At 48.3% G+C, this 22,082-nt stretch carries 17 protein-coding genes and 1 tRNA gene; 10 read left to right on the top strand and 8 right to left on the bottom strand.

From position 1 onward, the window contains the following. Positions 1 to 51: 51 nt before the first annotated feature. The 8 genes from ING2E5A_RS10725 to rpmH form a co-directional block, all read right to left on the bottom strand. Positions 52 to 2,748, bottom strand: a complete 2,697-nt coding sequence (locus ING2E5A_RS10725; protein WP_071137393.1) for an alpha-L-rhamnosidase — start codon at positions 2,746 to 2,748, stop codon at positions 52 to 54. Between the two features lie 230 nt (positions 2,749 to 2,978). Next, complete coding sequence (locus ING2E5A_RS10720) at positions 2,979 to 5,663, bottom strand: alpha-L-rhamnosidase (protein ID WP_083373309.1); 2,685 nt, start codon at positions 5,661 to 5,663, stop codon at positions 2,979 to 2,981. A 35-nt stretch (positions 5,664 to 5,698) separates the two neighbouring features. Next, complete coding sequence (locus ING2E5A_RS10715) at positions 5,699 to 6,307, bottom strand: NigD1/NigD2 family lipoprotein (RefSeq protein WP_161942005.1); 609 nt, start codon at positions 6,305 to 6,307, stop codon at positions 5,699 to 5,701. An 8-nt stretch (positions 6,308 to 6,315) separates the two neighbouring features. After that, entirely contained in the window at positions 6,316 to 7,470 is a 1,155-nt protein-coding gene (locus tag ING2E5A_RS10710; RefSeq protein ID WP_071137391.1) for a 1-acyl-sn-glycerol-3-phosphate acyltransferase, read from the bottom strand. 23 nt (positions 7,471 to 7,493) lie between these two features. Then, complete coding sequence (locus tag ING2E5A_RS10705; protein ID WP_071137390.1) at positions 7,494 to 8,477, bottom strand: D-alanine--D-alanine ligase; 984 nt, start codon at positions 8,475 to 8,477, stop codon at positions 7,494 to 7,496. A gap of 31 nt (positions 8,478 to 8,508) precedes the next feature. Continuing rightward, on the bottom strand, positions 8,509 to 9,594 hold the full coding sequence (locus ING2E5A_RS10700; protein ID WP_083373308.1) for an RluA family pseudouridine synthase: 1,086 nt from the start codon (positions 9,592 to 9,594) through the stop codon (positions 8,509 to 8,511). Between the two features lie 33 nt (positions 9,595 to 9,627). Then, positions 9,628 to 10,302, bottom strand: a complete 675-nt coding sequence (locus tag ING2E5A_RS10695) for a PASTA domain-containing protein (protein WP_071137389.1) — start codon at positions 10,300 to 10,302, stop codon at positions 9,628 to 9,630. A gap of 127 nt (positions 10,303 to 10,429) precedes the next feature. Beyond that, the gene (gene rpmH, locus ING2E5A_RS10690) at positions 10,430 to 10,570 is read right to left on the bottom strand and encodes a 50S ribosomal protein L34 (RefSeq protein ID WP_071137388.1); all 141 of its coding nucleotides are present in this window, start codon (positions 10,568 to 10,570) and stop codon (positions 10,430 to 10,432) included. Between the two features lie 246 nt (positions 10,571 to 10,816). Here rpmH and ING2E5A_RS10685 point away from each other — a divergent pair. The 10 genes from ING2E5A_RS10685 to ING2E5A_RS10640 all read left to right on the top strand — a co-directional run bounded on the left by ING2E5A_RS10685 (position 10,817) and on the right by ING2E5A_RS10640 (position 21,873). After that, positions 10,817 to 10,888: transfer RNA gene (locus tag ING2E5A_RS10685), tRNA-Glu, on the top strand. 30 nt (positions 10,889 to 10,918) lie between these two features. Beyond that, positions 10,919 to 11,173, top strand: coding sequence for a 30S ribosomal protein S20 (rpsT, locus tag ING2E5A_RS10680; protein WP_071137387.1), 255 nt, complete (start codon positions 10,919 to 10,921; stop codon positions 11,171 to 11,173). A 455-nt stretch (positions 11,174 to 11,628) separates the two neighbouring features. Further along, positions 11,629 to 13,023: a group II intron reverse transcriptase/maturase gene (ltrA, locus tag ING2E5A_RS10675; RefSeq protein ID WP_154669989.1), complete on the top strand. Its 1,395-nt coding sequence runs from the start codon at positions 11,629 to 11,631 to the stop codon at positions 13,021 to 13,023. Between the two features lie 415 nt (positions 13,024 to 13,438). Then, positions 13,439 to 13,744, top strand: a complete 306-nt coding sequence (locus tag ING2E5A_RS10670; RefSeq protein WP_071137386.1) for a Dabb family protein — start codon at positions 13,439 to 13,441, stop codon at positions 13,742 to 13,744. A 150-nt stretch (positions 13,745 to 13,894) separates the two neighbouring features. Next, positions 13,895 to 15,853, top strand: a complete 1,959-nt coding sequence (gyrB, locus tag ING2E5A_RS10665; protein ID WP_071137385.1) for a DNA topoisomerase (ATP-hydrolyzing) subunit B — start codon at positions 13,895 to 13,897, stop codon at positions 15,851 to 15,853. Between the two features lie 15 nt (positions 15,854 to 15,868). Continuing rightward, complete coding sequence (locus tag ING2E5A_RS10660) at positions 15,869 to 16,777, top strand: S66 peptidase family protein (protein WP_071137384.1); 909 nt, start codon at positions 15,869 to 15,871, stop codon at positions 16,775 to 16,777. A gap of 9 nt (positions 16,778 to 16,786) precedes the next feature. Next, positions 16,787 to 18,301 carry a potassium/proton antiporter gene (locus ING2E5A_RS10655; protein ID WP_071137383.1) on the top strand — a complete coding sequence of 505 codons (1,515 nt, stop codon included), beginning with the start codon at positions 16,787 to 16,789 and terminating at the stop codon, positions 18,299 to 18,301. Further along, a complete protein-coding gene (locus ING2E5A_RS10650) occupies positions 18,301 to 19,302 on the top strand; it encodes a M28 family peptidase (protein WP_071137382.1) in 1,002 nt (333 codons plus the stop codon). Before ING2E5A_RS10655 ends, ING2E5A_RS10650 begins: the two co-directional genes overlap by 1 nt. A gap of 18 nt (positions 19,303 to 19,320) precedes the next feature. Continuing rightward, positions 19,321 to 19,755, top strand: a complete 435-nt coding sequence (locus tag ING2E5A_RS10645; protein WP_071137381.1) for a SufE family protein — start codon at positions 19,321 to 19,323, stop codon at positions 19,753 to 19,755. A gap of 51 nt (positions 19,756 to 19,806) precedes the next feature. Then, complete coding sequence (locus ING2E5A_RS10640) at positions 19,807 to 21,873, top strand: M3 family metallopeptidase (RefSeq protein WP_071137380.1); 2,067 nt, start codon at positions 19,807 to 19,809, stop codon at positions 21,871 to 21,873. Positions 21,874 to 22,082 lie beyond the last annotated feature (209 nt).

The raw sequence follows: 22,082 nt of genomic DNA, 5'->3' as shown, positions 1-22,082 counted from the left end.
TTAACTTGTAAATCAGAACAACCATCTACGGTTTTCCCACGTTTCATTGTTTTATTTTATGGAAAAGGTATATGATCCGGCCTTCAGTCCCAGGATATATTGATTTTGCCCCTTCTCCCTTACTTCAATCAGTTTGTTCTTTTCAAGCGGTGCATTCTTCTCCCTGATACTCTTTCCTTTCAGACAGAGGGTGGCGCTACTGTTTGCAGGGACTGTGACATGATACTCTATCGTCTTGCCCTTTCGTTTCCAGGAGGAGATGATATTGCCGTATGGTCCCTCGTGGGTAGCCTCGAAGTGGGATAGTCCTTCCACAAAATTGGGTTTAAGCAGTATGTTTTTGAAACCAGGAGCTTGCTCATCCGGGAAGATACCACCCAATGCCTTGTAGTACCAGGCGTTAATTTCACCAAACATGATGTGATTCAGCGATATGTCGCTCTTGGCGTCGAGCGGCCAGTTTTCATAGAAGGTGGTAGCTCCGTTTACTATCCACCAGCCCCATGAGGGGTAGGTCTCCTGTGATGCCACCTCGTAGGCCAGTTGTGCATATCCGTTCTCGCTCAGGGCGTTCAGGATGGTTTTGGTACCCAGCAGTCCCACATCGATATGTTTCTTGTCTGCTATTACACGCTTGGCCAGGTTGTCTGCCACTTTGCTCCTCAACTCTTCCGGAACCAGACCCCAGTGGAGGGCTACGCTGAGTTCAGTCTGCAGTCCGCTCCCATAGATCCCCGTTTCGTAGTCGAGGTATTTTTCGTTGATTGCCGTTCTAATTTTCTCTGCCAGCGCGAAATAGTGGTCGGCATCTTCAGTTTTTCCGAAAAGTCGGGCTGTTTTCGCCAGGATCAACGCATCGATGTAGAAATAGGTGCTGGAGGTATACTCCTTGGAACTTACCGATTTTACGGGCACCCAGTCGCCAAGTCCCCAGTCGGTCAGCCCTGAAGGATAGTGTTCATCGATATGGTTCACATACCGTTTGATGTTGTCGTAGCACAACTCCAACAATCGGGTGTCGCCGTAGAAGAGATAGATGTTCCATGGGATGATGGCGATGGTGCTTGTCCAGTCAGGCCCGTTTGCCCATTGGTATCCCCAGCCGCTGGAGGGGATGATGGCCGGCAGCACCCCGTTGGGTTGCTGTTCGTCGCGATGGTCGGCCAGCCATTTTTCGTAGACAGTGATTCCGTCAAAGTTATACAATCCCGTCTCGATGGCGATATGTGCGTCGCCGGTCCACCCGTTCTTCTCCCGCTGGGGACAGTCGGTGGGGTAACTGAACAGGTTGGAGAGGTAGGAGGCATTTGATGCCGCCCAGGCTTTGTTGAGGGTGAGATTGGAGGAGTTTATGCTGCCAACCGGCGGCACATCGCTGTGCATAAAGTAGGCCGTCAGGTTCTCTGTAGTCAGATTCAGCGGTTTATCGGCGGTTACCTCTACATACTGGAATCCCTTGTAGTTGAACCGGGGCATGAACTCATCCTCTTTCTTGCCGCTCAGGATAAGGATATCGGTCTGGAAGGGATCGGACTCGTCCGTAGGGCGGTAATGCACGTCGATGTTCGACATGTCGGCACGTCCTGCCGAATCGAGCCGCTCCACATGTTTCAGCCAGATGGTGGTACCCTCGGGGCCTTCGACTCTTATCCGGGTTACTCCCGACATGTTTTGTCCGAAGTCGTAGAGCCAGGTCGAGGCATCGATCTGCTTCAAACTTACTGGCTTATATTCCCTTACATTTCGGATTGGATGCAATGCCTGGGCTACGATGTTGTTGGAGGGGGCTCCGGTGGTGTAGATATTGTTCCATTGTCCCGCATCAAATTCCGGGGTGTCCCATCCCGGCTGTTCTTTTCTGGCATCGTAGTGTTCAGCCGTATAGATGCTGTTGAAGATTACCGGACTTGGCGAGGTTCTCCACTGTTCGTCGGTTGCTATGATCTCCTTCGTTCCATCCGAATAGGTGATGTGCAGATCGAGGCAAAATTTTGGACGCGCACGCCAGGGGGCCTTGTCGAAATACCAGACGGCAGTAGACTGGTGGTTGTACCAGCCGTTTCCCAACAGGACGCCGACCGCATTGTTTCCCTGCTGTAAAGCTGCGGTGACGTCGTACGTTACATAGAGGTTGCGCCTGTCGAAACGGGTGTAGGAGGGGTCAAGCCGGTGATCCCCGATACGTTGTCCGTTGATGGAGAGTTCGTATAGACCTGCAGCAGCAATATAGACCCGTGCCGACCTGATGGTTTTATCGGTGCGGAATGCCCTGCGGAAGTAGGCTGCAGGTTTTACGTTGAAATCGTAAGTGTCGGTAATCCATTTTCCTTTCCAGTTGTGCTGGCAGATCATGCCGGTCTCGAAAAAGAGAGGTTCGGACCAGGCAGACCACTGTTGTTCCTCATCCTTTACCCTCACGCTCCAGAAATAGCGGGTAAAGGGTTCCAGCTCCTTACCCTTGTAGAGAACAGGAATCACGGAGCTGTTAACCTCTCCCGATTCCCACATATCTCCCCTCCCCAACGCAACTCCGGTCTCTGTTGTACCCACAACCAGTTCATATGCTGTCTGGTGTGATCCCGGTTTTTCGAGTTCCATCTGCCATGTGAAGCGAGGATGAGGCTCGTCAATTCCGATGGGATTTTCGAGGTATTCGCACTTCAGGTTCTTTACGGTCACCTGGGAAAAACTTTGAAAGCTGATTACAACTATCAAGAGGATTGAGAACGGAAATGATATTTTTTTCATGCCAATCTATTGTTTTTGATTTAGTGCCGTCCGGTTCATATCTGCTGTTAGCGGAAGTTGAATCGGCAGTTCTACCCTGTCCGGAGCAGGAGAGTATTGTTCATAGAGATTAAATTAGCAACTGTATCTGGGCAAAGTTAATACCGGATACCCCTTTAAACCTGTGAAAAATGATATTTTGACTGTAGGAATTGCATTTGCGTTTTTGCTGCCCTCCTGTTTCGGGGTTGTCACTGCAGTGGGTACTCCACACTGTACTTTCCGCTTGACAATATCACAAGCTGCCCTACGGCGGTTTGCAGTTCGCGGTTGACCGTTGCTTCGGTGACATTGTCAGGAAGTTTAATGTTGGCCCGGGAGCCTACGGGAATCTCCAGCTCCATTTTCATTCGGCTTTCCGAACTCTCCCAATGGAGTGAAACCCAGCCGTTCGGAGTGTTGATCCTGGTTTTGGCCCAGGTTACACCCGAGGGGATCTGGGGATCGATAAGCAGTTCACTGTATGCCGTTTTCCCTTCAATTTGCCTGATCCCTCCTACCGATTCGTAGAACCATTGTCCTACACCGTTAAAGCAGTTGTGAATCCGGCTTCTCGCTCCGTTCCAATGTTCCCAGGTGGTGGTAGCCCCATTTTCCAGCATGAACAGGTAGCCGGGGTAGGTTCTCTTTTTCAGCATGGAGTAGACAAAATCGGGCTGATTGTTGCTTGTGGCCCATTCCATCACGACGGGTATGCCCACAAGCCCGGTATTGAGGTGGCCGCCACTCTCCTGTTCCGTCTTCTCTTTCAATGTCTCGATCAACTTGTCACGTAACTCCGTGGGCACTGCCCCTGCAAGCATCGGGAAGGTCAGGTCGATCTGCGATCCGGTGGCGTAGTAGCCCTTCTCGTTATCGAAGTAGGTTTCGTGAATTCGACGGTTAAGTTGCTCCTTCTTCTCCAGATAAACCCTCCTTTCATCACTTTTTCCCAGGTATCCGGCAATCTCCGCCATCTGGCTGAAGCAGACCGACAGATAACAGTTGTTGACCAGGTCGACCGACCTCTCATCCAGATGGTTGGGGTTTCCTACTCCGTCAGGGGTGGCCCAGTCTCCCAGGTACCAGTTTCTGTAGTCGGTATCGGGCCACCGTTTTAACAGACCCTCCGGACTGTACTTGTCGACATATTCGAGCCACTTCTGCATTACCGGATAGTATCTCTCCAATATGCGGATGTCACCATAATTCCGGTAGGTATGCCATGATGCTGAAATAATGAAGCCGCACCAGTAGGGCCCTCCACCAGCTGCATAGGGATTGGGAGCGGTGTGTGGCATGCTGCCGTCTTCCCTGATCACGTCAGACCATGCATCCAGCCAGTTGTTGTAGAGCGGGGCCAGGTTGAACATCGTCTGGGCGGTAAGGGTGGAGGCGTTGCCGTCTCCTCCGTATCCCAACCGTTCAATCTGGGGGCAGTCTACCAGGTAGCCACCTAGCCCCAGACACCGCAACGTGTAGTGAATCATGTCGTGAATGCGGTTCAGGTCGGTGTCGGAACATTCAAAATCTGAAGCGGTTTCAAAATCGGTATGTATGAGGAGTGCCTTGATGGCGGATTTTTCGGGTGCTTCACGAAGGTTGGATATCTTCACATATCTGAATCCATGATAGTTGAATCTGTTTCTGAACCGTTCAGTACCGTTTCCCGAGGCAATGTAACGATCGATCTGCCCCTGCTTTGCGATCTGCCCGTTTTCGTCCAGATGGTCGGCATACTCCATGACCACCTGGTCTCCCTTTTCCAGTCGGGGAAAAGTTATCTCGAACCACCCTGTGAGGGTTGTTCCCATATCAACCAGGAAGGTGCTGTCGTTCAACCTAACGATTGTTGAGGGAGTGAACTCCTGCATGATTCTGTTGGGTTCAACCATCTGGGGGGTTGCCGTATGGTTTGGAACCTCCACCAGGGTTACCTTGTTCCAGGTCAGCTTCTCCGGTTCCGTGAAAGGGAGGTTCTGAGTCTCCAGGTTGCCGGATATCTCCTCGCCTCCATATCTTCCAGTCCACCAGTTGCTGATCCGGGTATATTCGCTGTTGCGCGCCGACCAGCTGTCGTCGGTTACAACAATGGTCTCCGCAGGCCGGTTTCCAGAGACCTTTGCCAGCTGGGCCCTGACTGCGGGACCTTTCCCGGTCACTCCGGGTAACCCTTCCGAGTACCAGCCGCTACCCAGCCAGATAATCAGGTTGTTCTCCCCTCTCTTTATGTAGGAGGTAACGTCGTAGGTGTTGATCAGTGAACGTTTGTTAAACTGTGATACTGCCGGAGAGAGCACGGCATCTCCTACCTTTTGTCCGTTGATATGGATTTCGTGATACCCCAGGCTGTTGACATGCAACAGATAGACCTCATCACGGCCGGCTTTTTCTGCCTTGAAGAGTCTCCTGAACTGGGGAGTCTGGAAAAATCCATCTTCAGAAGGATATCCGATATAGGCGGCTTTCCAGTTGCTTTCATCAAGCAAGCCAATGCCGAAGCTGGCTGTTTTGCTCCAATCGGAAACATTGTCGTTCTCATCCCACACGCGGACTTTCCAGTAGAACAACTCTCCGGGTTGAAGTTCCTTGCCCTTGTAGTCGATCATGATTTTCTCGGGCGACAAGATCTTTCCGGAATTCCAGCAGTCGGCCTGCTCTTCGCTCAGATTACCCGGAGTGCTCGCTACAAGTAGCTGGTATGCCGTTTGTCGGCTGCCGTTTGTCTCGGAGTTAAGCTTCCAGCTAAAGCGGGGTCGTGATGTGTTTATCGCTAGTGGATCACGTAGATTTTCACACTTCGGGTCAACAACTTTCAGGGCTGAGGTTTGCGAACAGGCAATCATGCCCAGAACATTCAGTAAACAGAGCAGTTTTACTAATTTTGTTAATTTCATTTGGAATTGGATTTATGATATTTGTGTAATTAACGCTATCTTACTTCCATTTCAAATATCCGTCCACCACCGTGTGTATGGATATGCAACCTGAACGGGGTGGGGGATCCGTCGGAAGATTTGATATTGGCAAGCGGAAATGAGGCATAGAACTTCTCGGTGTACCCCGGAGGATCACCCTCTCTGGAGTGGCTGAAATGGAGGTCGATATCCTTGGATCGGGTGTCGCGAAACAGTCCCACAACGTGTCTTTTTTCAAAATATTCGATCTCGAGAATCATGTTCAGGTGATTTCCTCCAACCCATACACTTTGTATCTTTACCGGATCCTTGATAAGGGTGCTCAGGTCATCACTCTCCCTGATAATCCCGGTGAAGATATCGTTGACACTGTTGATCTGGATGGTGTCGCCACGTAATGGGCTGTAGTTGAGGATAACACGCTGTCCATCCTTGCCGGAGTAGCCTCGCGGATCAATCGGAACAAGTGTCTTGAAGTTGTCCAGTTGAAATGTCAGCCGGTCGGCCGTTTGGATCACTGTGGCAAACTCTACGAGGAAGTTATCGATACGTTCGTCATCTTTCTCACATGCCCCGAAGATAAGAAGAATAACGGTCAGATATGCGATAATTCTCCGTCTCATGGCTCTTTTCATGTTACCGAAACAAAATTCTTCACGGTATTTCCGTACATCTCGACCAGCTTTTCACGTAAGAAAGCATGATCCTTTCCAGGAATCTCAATCTTGGCAATCTGTCCTGCAATGTAATTTTCGAAAAATTGTCGATCCTTATCGGTATAATGGGCAGAAAAGGTGTTGCTCTTCTCCATCAAGTCGTAGGCAACATAGTTGATGGGGAAGAAGACGTAGTTCCTGTAGATCTCCCTGTCAATGGCTTCTCTTGCAATTTCTAGCACTTCAGACCGTCCGGTCTCGGGGTCAATTTGCGACAGTGTGTCATTGATCCGGTTTCCAAACGAGAAAGAGACCCTGCCTTTGTATCCCATAATACCCGTCCGCATATTCTCGATATCGTCGGCCTGGCTTTTCCTGTATTCGGGATTATCCCTCTTCAGCTGGTACTCTTTGGCCTTGAGGTAGTCACACGGGTCGAACTCGTAAGTGATGGCGAGCGGAACTATGTCGAGCGACCTCAGCGCTTCGGACGGCTTTGCGCTGTTGTGTAGTGTCAGCATTTTCAGCAGGCTTGTCTGTGTCTTATCGTCCGAATCCTTTGCCCGGCCCTCGCGTTGGGCAATCCATACCGACTGCCGGCGATTCGCTATGGTGTCGAAAATATATTCAGACAGATGTCTGGAGGTGTCCAGCATCTCCCTGACGGAGACACCCCGTTTCACGATAAAGCTCTTGTTGAGTCTGACCAGGTCGGTAATCCATCGATAGATCAGGAGATTATCGCCAATGGCTATCTCGCAGGTGTCTGTTCCCCTGTCGAACAGCAAAATGTTGAGAAAGGCTGCATCCAGTACAATATCACGGTGGTTGGAGATGTAGAGGTGACTGGAGCCGTCGTTGTACTTCTCAAACCCTACACAGGAGAGTTCCGAGGTGGTTTTGGCAATCAGCTGCTTCATGAACGGATGGATGATGCTCCTTTGAAAGTCGAAAATCGTTCGACAGGCCATCATCGACCGGCTGAACATCTCCCAGGTGAGCGGCCTGATCAGCGGTTCGGTTGCTCTTCGAAAATAGGGGTCGTTCACCAGGGATTGGATGACCGAAGGGACTTCACTGTCGTACAGGGGACGTATATCGTCGAAATTTTTCATCTTTTCTGTTTGCATACTCTGTTCGGTGATTTATAGCCTTATTTTCTTACCTTGCTGTATTCGTATTCAATAATATCGCTCATCACGTTGGAGATGTCGAGACCGGCAGCACGAACCTGCTGTGGAATGAAGCTGGTTTCTGTCATTCCGGGTGTAGTGTTTACTTCAAGTAGAAAAGGAACGCCATCGGAGATGATATAGTCTGCCCTGATGATACCTTTCGCCCCGATAATCCGGTAAATTCTTTCGGTTAGCCCCTGGATCTCTGCCGCCAGATTGTCCGGGATACGTGCCGGGGTGATCTCTTCGACCTCGCCGTTGTATTTGGCATTGTAGTCGAAAAACTCGTTACGGGTGACAACTTCGGTAAGCGGCAGGTGTTGAAATCCATTCCCGGTCTGGAAGCATCCACAGGTCACTTCCGTCCCCGCGATAAAACTCTCGATCATCACTTCTGATGCCTCCTTGAAAGCTTCATCTATTGCGTTTGCCAGTAAAGGAGCCTCTTTTACCTTGGTGGTGGCGAAACTGGAGCCGCCGATGTTGGGTTTTACAAAGAGTGGCAGGCCCAGCTGCTGAACGATCGATCCGGCATCAAACGATTCACCTGACCGGAGCATCACCGATTCGGCGACGTTGAACCCGAAACTTTTCAGAAAACGGTTGCAGGTGAATTTGTTGAATGTGAGTGCTGAAGCCAGTACCCCGCAGCAGGAATAGGGAATGTCGAGCATATCGAGGTATCCCTGCAATACACCATCCTCTCCCGGAGTGCCGTGAATGGTAATATAGGCAAAGTCAAATACCGTTTTTGTTCCATTCGCCGTGAAGCTGAAATCGTTCCTGTCGATGGGATAGCTACCGTTTTCATATTCTGCTTCCCAGCCCGCTTTGTCGATCCTTACCTTGAAGAGGTTGTATCTCTCCTTGTCTATAAATGAAAATATCCCTCTGGCACTTCGTTCCGAAACCTCCTTTTCGGATGAATATCCTCCCCAGATAATGGCGATGTTTTTTTTCATACTCTATCGTTGTGGTGTTATTTGCCTCAGTTTACTGTTCTCCCGATTCGCGTGCGGCGGTATAGGTGCGCCAGCGATCGATAACCTCCTGCATGTCCTTGGGAATATCGCTTTCGAAGAACATCTCCTTGCCCGTACGGGGATGTACGAAACCAAGTGTCTGTGCATGCAGGCACTGCCTCGGACAGAGTGCGAAACAGTTATAGACAAACTGTTTGTATTTGGCAAAATGTGTGCCGCGCAACACCTCGTTACCTCCATAGCGTTCATCGTTAAAGAGCGTGTGTCCGATCTGTTTCATGTGTATACGTATCTGGTGGGTGCGGCCTGTCTCCAGTTCGCACTGTACAAGCGTTACGTAACCGAACCTTTCCAATACCTTGTAGTGCGTAACTGCAGGTTTTCCCTGTTCCCCGTCCGGGAAAACGCGCATCAGCATCCTGTCTTTAGGGTCGCGGCCGATATTGCCGGTAACGGTCCCCTCTTCATTTGCAACATTTCCCCACACCAGTGCGATATACCTTCTCTTGGTTGTCTTGTGGAAAAACTGTGCGGAGAGATCTGTCTTGGCCTCGGGTGTTTTGGCAACCAGAAGCAGTCCTGAGGTGTCCTTGTCGATACGGTGTACCAGTCCCAGACGGGGATCGGTCATCTCCATACCGTGCTCATATTTCAGATGGTATGCGATCGCGTTGACCAGTGTACCTGTATAATTGCCATGTCCGGGATGCACCACCATGCCGGGTGGCTTGTTGATCACCATCAGGTCTTCATCTTCGTATACAATATCTAACGGGATCTCTTCAGGGAGAATGACCAGCTCCCTTCGCGGGCGATCCATTACAATGGTAACTACATCCAGTGGTTTGACTCGGTAGTTGGATTTTACGGCAACGCCGTTTACCAGGATACATTGGGCTTCGGCGGCCTGTTGGATCCGGTTTCTTGAAATCCCTTCAATGCGGTCGGCCAGGAACTTATCGATCCGCAACAGGCTCTGTCCCTTGTCGGCAACGAACCGGAAATGTTCATATCTTGTACCCTCTACGGAATCCCCCGCAAGATCATCTTCATCCTCCGGATAGTCCTGAATGTCGTATAATTCCTCTTTTTTCACTCGTAGATCATTTATCTTTCCCGGATCAATGGTTTAAAAAAACGATTCATCCATGCGAGACGGTTGTGCGGGCTTGTTTTGGGTTGATCCGGTTACTGCTTCCCCGTTTGCGGGGGGAACAACGATCTCCCCGCTCATGTTTAACGAATCTTTGGCCATCCCGCTTCCAACTACCAGTTTTAATGGCGAACCGGCCGGAATCTGTTCGTCGGGTAAAAGTTTTCTCCCACGGTATTCAACCGAAATGACCAGCCCGCTGTATTGTGCCGGTACCTCTTCAATCGCAATTTGGGTGAAGCCGATGGAGTTGAGAAGCGCTATGGCCTGTCGCGAGGAAAAATCAACCAGTCCGGGTACGGAAACCTGTTGCGGATTCCGGGAGTAGATGGTGACATAGATCTCGCGACCCTCCTTCACCTTGTTGTTCGGTTTCGGGGTCTGATCGATAATTGAGCCCGGAACCGCATCCTTTTTGTATATCGAGTCGACAACCCGGATGTGCAATCCTTTTGACCTGAGAATGGCTGCGGCCTCTTCCTCCTGAAACCCCTGCAATTGGGGAACCACCACGTTTTGTCCGTGTCTGGTATATATATTGAGGAAAAGATTGGTGACAAGGAGCAGCAATATTGCAACAACGCAGATCGCTACAAGATTGAAGAAAATGCTGTTGCTCCGATTTTTTTTGGCAGTTGGTTTTGCACTCATAATTGAATGTAATATTGAGATTTCAATGCAAAAATACAAAAAAGATGCCTTTCCTCTAGTGAAGTGCAATAAAAAAAGCAGGAATATGCATCACATACTCCTGCTTTCCATACAAGCTCTTTTTTCGTTAGTCGGAAACTGTCAGTCTAGCTCTTCCTTTTGCACGACGTGCCGCCAGTACTTTTCTTCCGTTCTTGGTTGCCATTCTTGAAAGGAACCCGTGTTTGTTCTTTCTCTTTCTGTTTGAGGGTTGGAATGTTCTTTTCATTTTATTATCTGATGTTTTATTTTGTTGCTGAAAATATAGGGGCGCAAAGTTAACGATTATTTTTTAATTACACAATTTATGGGGTTTAAAATTGGTTTTCGTCTCCCTTTCTACGGTGCAGCGGGGGTGTTGATCAATTTTTTTGAAAAAAGTTCAAATAAAATTTTGTCGGTCTAAAAAAAGCTCCTATCTTTGCACTCGCAATTTGAGGGGTGGTCGATTCACTTTCGGGTTCGCAATTCAAATGGCCCATTCGTCTATCGGTTAGGACGCAAGATTTTCATTCTTGAAAGAGGGGTTCGATTCCCCTATGGGCTACAAGAAAAAGATTTAAACAGTCAAGCGATAATGGCAAATCACAAATCAGCAGAAAAAAGGATCAGGCAAACGAAAGTTCGTCGTATATCAAATCGTTACGTTTCACGTACAACCAGGAATTCTGTGCGCGCTTTGCGTGCGCTAACCTCAAAAGAGGAGGCTGCGGCAATGTATCCTGGAGTTTGCTCGATGTTGGATAAGCTGGCGAAGAAGAGAATTATTCACCAGAACAAAGCCAATAATCTGAAATCTAAATTAGCTGCGCACATCAGCAAGCTGAACTGATCAACGTTATAGATAGCATAGACGAAACCGGATATTTTCATATCCGGTTTTGTTTGTTTGCTATGCATGTTCATTATCTATAGGGTTAAAGTCCCGAGCGGGCTTATTTTGGCGAGAACCGTTAGTTGATGGCAAGGGTGTTACCGCGAGGTATAACCTGAAAGAAGCCTAAAACAAAAGTTGGTACTAACGAACAGAAACTGCATACTAAGGCTTACCCGGGGGGTAATGTGGCAATAAACACAGACGCCCTAAAGCCGTCCGTAACCCGGGGTAGTAAATGCAGTAGTATTAACAGGAAGATAATGCACTTAACGTAGGAGGTCTCTAACCCGAAAGGGGCAGAGAAGTCAGCAGAGGCCATAGTACCGCTATAAATATTGAGTAACGTCAATACAGGGAAGGGCTGAATTTTCAATTAAGGAGCAGTTATTTTGTAAATTGTAACGACCATTATGAACCCAGGTAAACACGGGAACTTACAGATGAGTCTTTTTGACGAATGGGAGCGTGGCCAAAAGGTGAAGGGGACTGACGTATTCAGTTCAGGAAGCGGTTTGGTACGGGACGAGTGGTTGTCAGGTTGCAAAGAGGAACGAGCCTTAACCCAAGATTTAATGAGTGATATAACGGACTTAAAGAATCTTGATGCCGCATTGCGGCAAGTAATCAGTAACAGGGGAAGTGCGGGCATTGACGGGATGACCGTTGACGAACTTAGAGATTGGCTTAACAGCCACCACCGAGAACTTCAACGCCAGTTAATGACAGGCACATACCAAGTTACGGCAGTTAAAGAGGTATTAATCCCGAAGCCTGATGGCGGGAAACGCCAACTGGGTATTCCCACGGTCAAAGATCGCTTGGTACAACAAGCGATAAGCCAAGTACTGTCGAAACGTTATGACCCTATATTCTCCGAATACAGCTACGGTTTTCGTCCACGGCGTAACGCTCATCAAGCATTACGTAAAGCGGGCGAATACGTGGCCGAAGGAAAGGATTGGGTTATCGACATAGACTTGGCAAAATTCTTTGACGAGGTGAATCACGACCGATTGCTTTGGCAGTTAAGTACTCGCGTTGGTGACAAGCGCGTACTTAAGTTGATAGGTAAATTTCTTCGAGCAGGAATGCTAATCGGGGGGATGGCCAATCAACGGGTGAAAGGGACACCGCAAGGCAGCCCACTATCACCCCTGTTGTCGAATATCGTCTTAGACGAACTGGACAAGGAGTTAGAGCGGAGAGGACACTGCTTTGTACGCTACGCCGATGATATTATCATAATGGTCGGAAGCGAACCAGCCGCGGAGCGATCGATGCAAAGCCTCTCCAAGTTTATCGAAAATCGGATGCGATTAAGAATAAACAAGGAAAAGAGCCATATCGTCCGTCCTCATCAACTCAATTATCTCGGTCATACTATCTTAAAAGGCGGGAGTTTAGGATTAAGCCGAAAGAGCGAACAACGCTTCAAGGCGAAACTAAAATCGCTTACCAAACGCAACAGGGGCATTAGCTTCGATCAGTTAATAAGCGAGCTAAATCCCGTTCTACGAGGCTGGCTAAACTACTTCAAGCACGCAAAGATGAAAAGTCGTCTTCGCAACCTTGAAGCTTGGCTTCGTCGTAGATTAAGATGCTATCGTTTAAAACAATGCAAACGGGCGTTGGGCATAGCCAGGTTCTTGACCAAGTTGGGCGTTCCTTGGAACCGGAGCTGGACAACGGCGGGAAGTTCTAAGGGATGGTTTAGACTGTCAATGACCCACGCTGCACACGAGGGAATGAACCTTGAATGGTTCAAGAAAACGGGACTTTACAGTTTAACGGCCAATTACGGTTAAACATTGAAGAAACCGCCTAATACGAGAGACGTACGTTGGGTGGTGTGAGAGGATAGCAGAGTTAGGAGTAATTACCTATCTTTGCATCCTACTCGATTTTTGTCTCTCTCCCGGATCTCATCTTTCTCCCGCTTACCGGGTAAAACTGGCAGCTACTTTTTCTCCTTGAATCTTCTTCTTCTCTTTCTGCTGGCGCTGTAATACTGAATGAACGCCAGCGCTATTACCACGATTACTACAACGGTGATGATTGTTCCTATTTCCATAACAGTTTAATTTAGTTGATTTTGGTGTCGTCTGACAAAGTTACGAAAAACAGATTCATTTTTTTGATTTTCGGCTCGATGTTTTTTTGTAATTTTGGGTTTTTCAATATCCCGGGTTTTACCCGGATCATTTTTCAAGTTGCTTCCTTATGATTAAACATATTGTACTTTTTAAATTGGCTGATGAAGCCGAAGGTAACTCAAAAACCACAAATGCGGCAATAATCAGGCAGCGTCTCGAATCGTTGAAGGAGCTCATCCCCGAAATCCGGAAAATGGAGGTGTTGATCAATCATGCAGATGCTCCTGCTGGTAATTACGATATCATGCTCGACAGTGAATTTTGCAATCTGGAAGATTTGGAAGTATATATTTCTCATCCGGAGCATCAAAAAGTGGCGGCTTTTATCGGCAAGGTGAGGAGTGAACGTGCGGCTATCGACTACGAGTTTTAAAGGTCTCTTCAACGGACTCCCCCTCTCTGCTAAAAAAACGAAAAAGGATTGGCTAGACGCCGTTTTTTTCGTATATTTGTTCGTTTTTTAAACCAAAAAAACGAACAGAATCATTATATAAATTCTCAACGAGGTATTCATTAAGACAACATGACAGAACAAGAGAAAAAGGAGGCAAGCGGAAATTATTCCGCACAGAACATTCAGGTGCTTGAAGGATTGGAGGCGGTTCGCAAACGTCCGGCCATGTACATTGGGGACGTGGGCGAGAAAGGACTTCACCACCTTGTTTATGAAGTGGTGGATAACTCCATTGACGAGGCGCTTGCCGGATATTGCAACGAAATAAATGTAACCATCAACGAAGATAACTCAATCACCGTTACCGATAATGGACGCGGAATCCCTGTAGATTTCCACGACAAGGAGAAAAAATCTGCCTTGGAAGTGGTGCTTACCGTGCTGCATGCAGGTGGAAAGTTCGACAAGGGCACCTACAAGGTGTCGGGTGGTCTGCACGGTGTGGGTGTGTCGTGTGTGAATGCCCTTTCGGTCTATCTCAAGGCCGAGATTCACCGCGACGGCAAGATTCATGTGCAGGAGTACTCGCGCGGTAAACCATACGCCGATCTAAAGGTTATTGGTGATACCGACAAAACCGGAACCATCATCACCTTCAAGCCAGACGATACCATTTTTACCGTTTCGGAGTACCGATACGATGTGCTGGCAACCCGCCTGCGTGAACTGGCTTTCCTGAATGCCGGAGTGACGATGACTCTCACCGACAAGCGGACTCCCCGCGAGGATGGCACCTTCAAGACGGAGCGCTTCTATTCCGAAAATGGATTGGAGGAGTTTGTGCGTTATATCGACAAGGCGAAGGAGCCACTTATCTCCGAACCGATTCATATCGTAACCGAGAAGCAGGGGATTCCCATCGAGATAGCGATGACCTACAACACGACCTATAATGAAAATATCTTCTCTTACGTCAACAACATCAATACCATTGAAGGGGGCACGCACCTTACCGGCTTCCGGAGAGGTCTTTCACGGACGCTGAAGAAGTATGCCGAGGACTCCAAGATGTTGGAGAAGGTGAAGGTGGAGATTAGCGGCGATGACTTCCGTGAAGGTCTTACAGCCGTCTTGTCGGTGAAAGTGGCCGAGCCTCAATTTGAGGGACAGACTAAAACCAAACTGGGAAACAGCGAGGTGATCGGTGCCGTAGATCAGGCCATTGGTGAGGCATTGAACAACTACCTGGAGGAGCATCCAAAAGAGGCAAAAATTATTGTAGAGAAGGTGATTCTCGCCGCAACTGCTCGTCACGCTGCCCGCAAGGCCAGGGAAATGATCCAACGGAAATCTCCCCTGTCGGGTGGAGGACTCCCCGGAAAACTGGCCGACTGTTCCGACAAGGATGCTGAAAAGTGCGAACTCTTTATCGTGGAGGGAGATTCTGCAGGGGGTACAGCCAAGCAGGGACGTGATCGTACATTCCAGGCTATCCTCCCGTTGCGCGGAAAGATCCTGAATGTGGAGAAGGTGATGACTCACCGCGTTTTCGAGAACGAGGAGATCAGAAACATATATACTGCATTGGGTGTAACCATCGGAACTGAAGAGGATTCAAAGGCGCTGAACATCGAGAAACTGAGATACCATAAGGTAGTGATTATGACCGATGCTGACGTGGATGGAAGTCATATCGCAACGCTGATCCTCACCTTCTTTTTCCGTTACATGAAGCCGCTTATCGAGAACGGTTATGTCTATATTGCCACTCCGCCGCTTTACCTATGCAAGAAAGGCAAGATAGAAGAGTATTGCTGGGACGACCGTCAACGCCAGGCATTCATCGAGAAATATGCCGACGGGAATGAAAATGCGATTCACACACAGCGTTACAAAGGGTTGGGCGAGATGAATGCCGAACAGCTTTGGGAAACGACGATGAATCCCGAAAAGCGTACGCTCCGTCAGGTGACTATTGAAAATGCGGCGGATGCCGATATGATCTTCTCCATGCTGATGGGTGAAGATGTGGGACCGCGTCGGGAGTTTATCGAGGAGAATGCTACCTACGCGCATATAGATGCATAAAACGACAACAATCTTATGCTCCAACCTCCAACTTTGCAAGCCGGTGATAAAGCGGTTATTCTTTCACCAGCAGGGAAGATAGAACCAGGATTGGTAAACGGTGCTGCCACCTTGCTGCGGAGCTGGGGGTTGAGTGTTGAGATTGCCGGGAATGCATTATGCGAGGCAGGGCGTTTCAGCGGTTCTGTCGACCAGCGGCTGGATGATCTCCAACATGCAATGGATGATCCTACAGTGAGACTGATCTTCTGTTCCCGTGGAGGATACGGGACAGTACATCTCCTGGATAGACTCGATTTCGAGATGATCAGGCAATATCCTAAATGGGTTGTGGGCTACAGCGATATTACCGCGCTGCACGCTGCCTTGCAGAGCCACGGAATCATCTCTCTTCATGGGCCTATGGCAAAACACTTTGCCGAGGAGGGGCCCGACGATATTGCCGTAAGATATACCAAAGCCATCCTTACAGGAGAACCTGTAAACTACGACATCCCTGTAACTGATGATGCCAGACTCAACCGGAAAGGCGAAGCAGCTGGAAGGCTGTTTGGTGGAAATCTTTCTGTCTTTTGCGGTGTTTTTGGCACGCGATTTGCTTACACACCCAAGAACGGAATACTCTTTATTGAAGATATTGGCGAGGAGCCTTACAAGATCGACCGTTATATTCATCAATTGAAGCTCTCGGGCATCTTTGAGCGGATATCTGGATTGATAGTCGGTCAATTCACCAATTATAGCGAGGATGGCGGCATGTATGCTACACTTAATGAGTCGATTGCCTTTGCCGTCTCGGGTTATGCTTTTCCCGTCTGTTTCAATTTCCCGGTAGGGCATGTCAGGGAGAATTTCCCGCTTCTTATGGGAAAAGAGGCAAAATTCATTGTTGAAGAGAATGGTCTGATATTCAAACAAAATTAATTCAGAAAGATGGAAGTTTCAACTGAACTCATTTTACTCATCGGTTCCTTTCTTTTTTTCGTAAGTATGTTGGTCGGAAAGGCCGGACATAGATTCGGGGTTCCGGTTCTGTTACTCTTTCTGTTGGTTGGTATGGTTTTCGGGGGAGATGGATTTGGACTCGACTTCGAGAATATTCAAATAGCACAGGCCATCGGGACGATCTGTCTGACTGTCATCCTTTTTTCGGGCGGACTCGATACTAAGTTCAGGGAGATAAAGCCGGTCATTCAACCGGGAGTTGTTCTGGCTACATTGGGGGTATTCATTACGGCTATCATTACTGGCGTCTTTATCTGGTGGCTATCTGACAGGGTTTATGCCGGACTGGGAATGGGCTTCTTGACGGCAATGTTACTTGCCTCTACTGTTTCATCAACCGACTCGGCATCCGTTTTCGGTATTTTGCGTTCTAAAGGACTTGCATTGAAAAATAATCTCCGCCCCTTACTTGAGCTTGAGAGTGGGAGCAACGATCCCATGGCCTATATGTTGACCGTCACCTTTATCAGCATTGTCAATTCTGGGAACGACCCCAATTTCCTGATGGTGATCGTCAATATTGTTGTTCAGCTTGTGGTAGGATCGTTGCTGGGATATTTCCTTGGGAAACTTTCGGTTGGCATCATCAACCGTATCCGGATGGATAATGCCTCGCTCTATCCGGTCCTGTTGCTGATCACCGGAATATTCATATTCTCAATTACATACTATTTGAAAGGTAACGGATACCTGGCAGTATATATTGCTGGGCTGGTTATCGGAAACTCCAAGTTTGTTCATAAGCGTACATCGATGAGTTTTATGGATGGATTTGCCTGGATGAGTCAGATCCTGCTCTTCCTTACCTTGGGACTGCTTGTCAACCCCAGTGAACTGATACCGGTGTTGATGCCAGGCATTATCATAGCGCTTTTCATGATATTTGTAGCACGCCCCATTACAGTCTATCTCTGCCTTATTCCGTTCAGACGGATATCATTCAGGGATAAAACCTATATTTCATGGGTTGGGTTGCGTGGCGCCGTACCCATCATCTTTGCCATATTGCCGCTGGCGGCAGATGTACCCGGGGCCAGAACGGTATTCAATGTGGTCTTCGTGATTACCATCGTATCCCTCCTGTTTCAGGGTACATCGTTACCCATTGTTGCCAGCTGGCTGGGACTGGCGGAAAAACCGAGTAACTATAAAAGCCTCGAAGATTTCGACGTTGAATTTTCAGAAGAGATCAAGTCGGCAATGACAGAGATCTGTATAACAGAAGAGACATTGAAGCATGGCAAGAACTTGTTGGAGATGCCGCTGCCCGATAATACACTGGCCGTTATGGTGAAACGGGGAGAGCGGTTCTTTGTCCCCACCGGACAGACTGCACTGCAGGATGGTGACCGGTTACTGGTTATCTCCGACGATGAAGAGGCGTTGAAAGAGACATACAAGAATATCGGAATCTCTGAATTCTCCTACCGGAAGAATGACTGATGGAAAGATTGAATACGCTTTTGGCCAACCTGGTGCTGACGGTTGTTTTTCTGTTTCCCGTATCGTGCAACTCTTGTCAGTCGCAAAAGAATGCGGGTAAGGAGATGGTTGTCCAAACCTACACGAAAGTGTCGCCCGATTTCAATGCGGATAGTGCCTACCACTTTGTCGAAAGACAGGTCAGTTTTGGCCCCAGGGTTCCGGGTACAGTTGCACATGAAGCTTGTGGAGATTATCTTTTGGAGAAACTGGCCAGCTTCGGTGCAGAAGTTTTTGAACAAAAGGCCCAGGTTACGCATTATAACGGACAAGATATTCCGATACGCAATATTATTGGAAGTTTTCTACCGGAAAAGGAGAAACGTCTGTTGCTGTTTGCCCATTGGGATACCCGTCCGTTTGCCGATGAGGAGTCTGATCCCGACGCTCAAACCACACCAATTTCAGGTGCCGACGACGGTGCGAGCGGGGTAGGGGTACTCCTGGAGGTTGCACGCCAATTGCAACAGCAATCGCCAGATATTGGTGTAGATATTGCTTTCTTTGATCTGGAAGATTGGGGACAGCCATCATTCGACAAGAAATTTGTGCCGGGAGAGTGGTGGTGCGTTGGATCGAGATACTGGTCGGAAGATCCACACAAGGCTGGCTACAAGGCATCTTTTGGTATTCTGCTCGATATGGTCGGTGCTGCAGATGCCACTTTTCTGCGCGAGGGATATTCGATGCAACATGCACCCTCTGTTGTTTCCAATATCTGGAGTACCGCATCCCTTCTAGGATATGGAAATTTCTTTCTCCAGCGCAACGGCGGCTATATCACCGATGATCATCTACCCGTGATCGAGATAAGAGGTATTCCCTGCGCAAATATTATCAATCTGAAAGGCGATGGCTTTGCACCTCATTGGCATACACGCCGTGACGATATGAGAAATATCAGCAGGGAGACATTGCGTGCGGTGGGAGAAACAGTACTGGAGGTGGTCTACCGCGAATAAAATGAACATACAAAAAATATGACAATCAACGAAACTGAACAAGAGATTATTGATGAATTCAGCATCTACGATGACTGGATGGACAAATATGCCTACATCATTGAACAGGGGAATCTGCTCCCTCCGCTGGACGAGAGATATAAGGTGCCGGAGAATATTATCCAGGGTTGCCAGAGCCGCGTCTGGCTGCAGACCGATTTCAAGGGGGGGAAACTGCTTTTCCAGGCCGAGAGTGATGCCGTAATTGTAAAAGGGTTGTTGGCTCTGGTGCTGCGCGTTTTCAACAACCGTACCCCGGACGAGATCCTAGCCTCCGATCTACGTTTCATGAAGGAGATAGGTCTCACCGAACACCTTTCCCCAACCCGCTCGAACGGCTTGCTCTCGGTTATCAAGCAGATCCGCTTCTATGCGATGGCGTACAAGGCTAAAGGCGAACAGGCAAGGCAATGAGCCAATTATAAAATTCAACATATGAAACAACTTTTTTTACTGTTATTGGTTATGACCACACTGACCTCCGCTTCACCTGCGGACGAAAATCCATTTTTCAAACCATTCGATACTCCCCACGGTACACCTCCGTTCGACAAGATCAGGATAGAGCATTACGAACCCGCATTTGATGAGGCCATCCGACAACACAAGGTCGAGATTGAAACCATTGCTGCCAATCCGTTTGCGCCGACTTTTCAGAATACCATTGCTGCAATGGAGTATTCCGGAGAGATGTTGAATCGTGTAAGCGGTGTCTTTTTCAATCTGCTAAGCGCCGAGAGCAATGATGAGATGATGGCGATCTCACAGCGTGTGAGTCCGAAATTATCGGAACACTCAAACAATATCAATCTGAACAAGAAACTGTTTGAAAGGGTAAAGGCGGTTTATGATAACCGGCTGGCTTCAGGTTTGCTTCCCGAACAGATACGTTTGGTAGAGCACTATTACGAACAGTTTGAAAATAGCGGTGCTACACTTTCGGACGAAGATAAGGAGACCTACCGCAAACTGTCGATGGAGTTGAGCAAGGCAACCCTCGAATTCGGACAAAACAACCTGAAAGAGACCAACCGGTTTGAAATGTTGCTTACCGACGAATCTGAGTTGGCAGGATTGCCGGCGAGTGTGCGGGATGCTGCGGCTGCCAAAGCAAAAGCAAAAGGAAAAGAGGGATGGATGTTTGATCTTTCAGCTCCCAGCTATATCGGTTTTATGAAATACTCCACGAGAAGAGACCTGCGAGAGAAGCTCTACATGGCCTACAACACTAAGAGTGTCATGGGAGGAGAGTTTGACAACAGAGCCAATGTTCAGAAGATTGTGAACCTTCGACTGCAGATTGCCAAACTGCTGGGTTACCCCAATTATGCGGCCTATGCCCTGAAAAACAGAATGGCGAAAAACGAAACAGGGGTTTATAACCTGCTTGGTCAGCTGGCAAAGGCTTACGGTGAGACGGCACGCCGAGAAGTGAAGGAGGTGGAGGCTTTCGCTGCCAGGCTTGAGGGGAAACCGTTTGATATTCAACCATGGGACTGGAGTTTCTATTCGGATAAACTGAAAGATGAACGTTTCGACCTGAACGACGAGATGACTCGTCCCTATTTTGAACTTGAAAATGTAAAAAAAGGTGTATTTGGATTGGCGACCGATCTCTACGGGCTGACTTTTGTGAAGAATCCCAATACCCCGGTCTATCATCCCGAGGTAGAAGCGTTTGATGTAATGGATGCCAACGGTGATTTTCTGGCGGTTCTATTTACCGACTTCCATCCGAGAGAAGGAAAACGCTCGGGTGCATGGATGTCCTCTTTCAAGTCTCAATTTGTGAAGAACGGCATCGACAGCCGTCCGCATATCACCATCGTGATGAATTTTACACGTCCCACCGAAACTGCGCCGGCGCTGCTCACTTTCGACGAAGTGGAAACTTTCCTCCATGAGTTCGGTCATGCCCTGCACGGTATGTTGGCAAAGTCTACTTACGAATCCCTGTCGGGAACGAGTGTCTATCGTGATTTTGTGGAATTGCCGTCGCAGATCATGGAAAACTGGCTGGTAGAAAAAGAGTATCTCGATAAATTTGCATTCCATTACCAGACGGGCGAGCGGATGCCTGCTGTATTGGTACAGAAGATCATCGATGCAGCCAATTACAACACCGGTTATTTGACCTATCGTCAACTTTCGTTCGGATACCTAGATATGGCCTGGCACACCCTGGAGAACCCGTTCGAGGGCGATGTCCGTCAATTTGAACAGGAGGCAATGCGCTCCGTACAGTTGCTTCCCGTTGTTCCTGAAGCCTGCATGTCTACCTCTTTCGGGCATATCTTCTCAGGTGGATACGCCGCCGGATATTATAGTTATAAATGGGCAGAAGTGCTCGATGCGGATGCATTTGCAGCCTTTAAGGAGAATGGGATTTTTGACAGGAAAACCGCCCATTCGTTCCGGGTAAATATCCTGGAGAGAGGGAATACCGAAGATCCGATGACGCTCTACAAGAGGTTTCGCGGGCATGAACCAACCATTGACGCCTTGCTCGAAAGGAACGGTGTGAAACAGTAAGAAAGGGGCCTCCGGAATTTTTTTTATTATCCGGAGGCTTTTTTTTGTTAATTTGTTTTGTTACAATAAATTTATTCCTATCTTTGTCATCGCAAAAGTATTTTATAGCAGAAACGGGTTCTTGGTTATTTTCTTCTTTTCTTTGAAGCAAATCAATTCTTTTAGCCTTATCTTTTATACAAATTTCTTCTGCACCAATTAATTTTTTA

The sequence above is a fragment of the Petrimonas mucosa genome, from assembly GCF_900095795.1.
Taxonomy (GTDB): domain Bacteria; phylum Bacteroidota; class Bacteroidia; order Bacteroidales; family Dysgonomonadaceae; genus Petrimonas; species Petrimonas mucosa.
The sequence above is the reverse complement of the archived record's forward strand: the minus strand, read 5'-3'. Positions and strand labels throughout refer to the sequence as shown.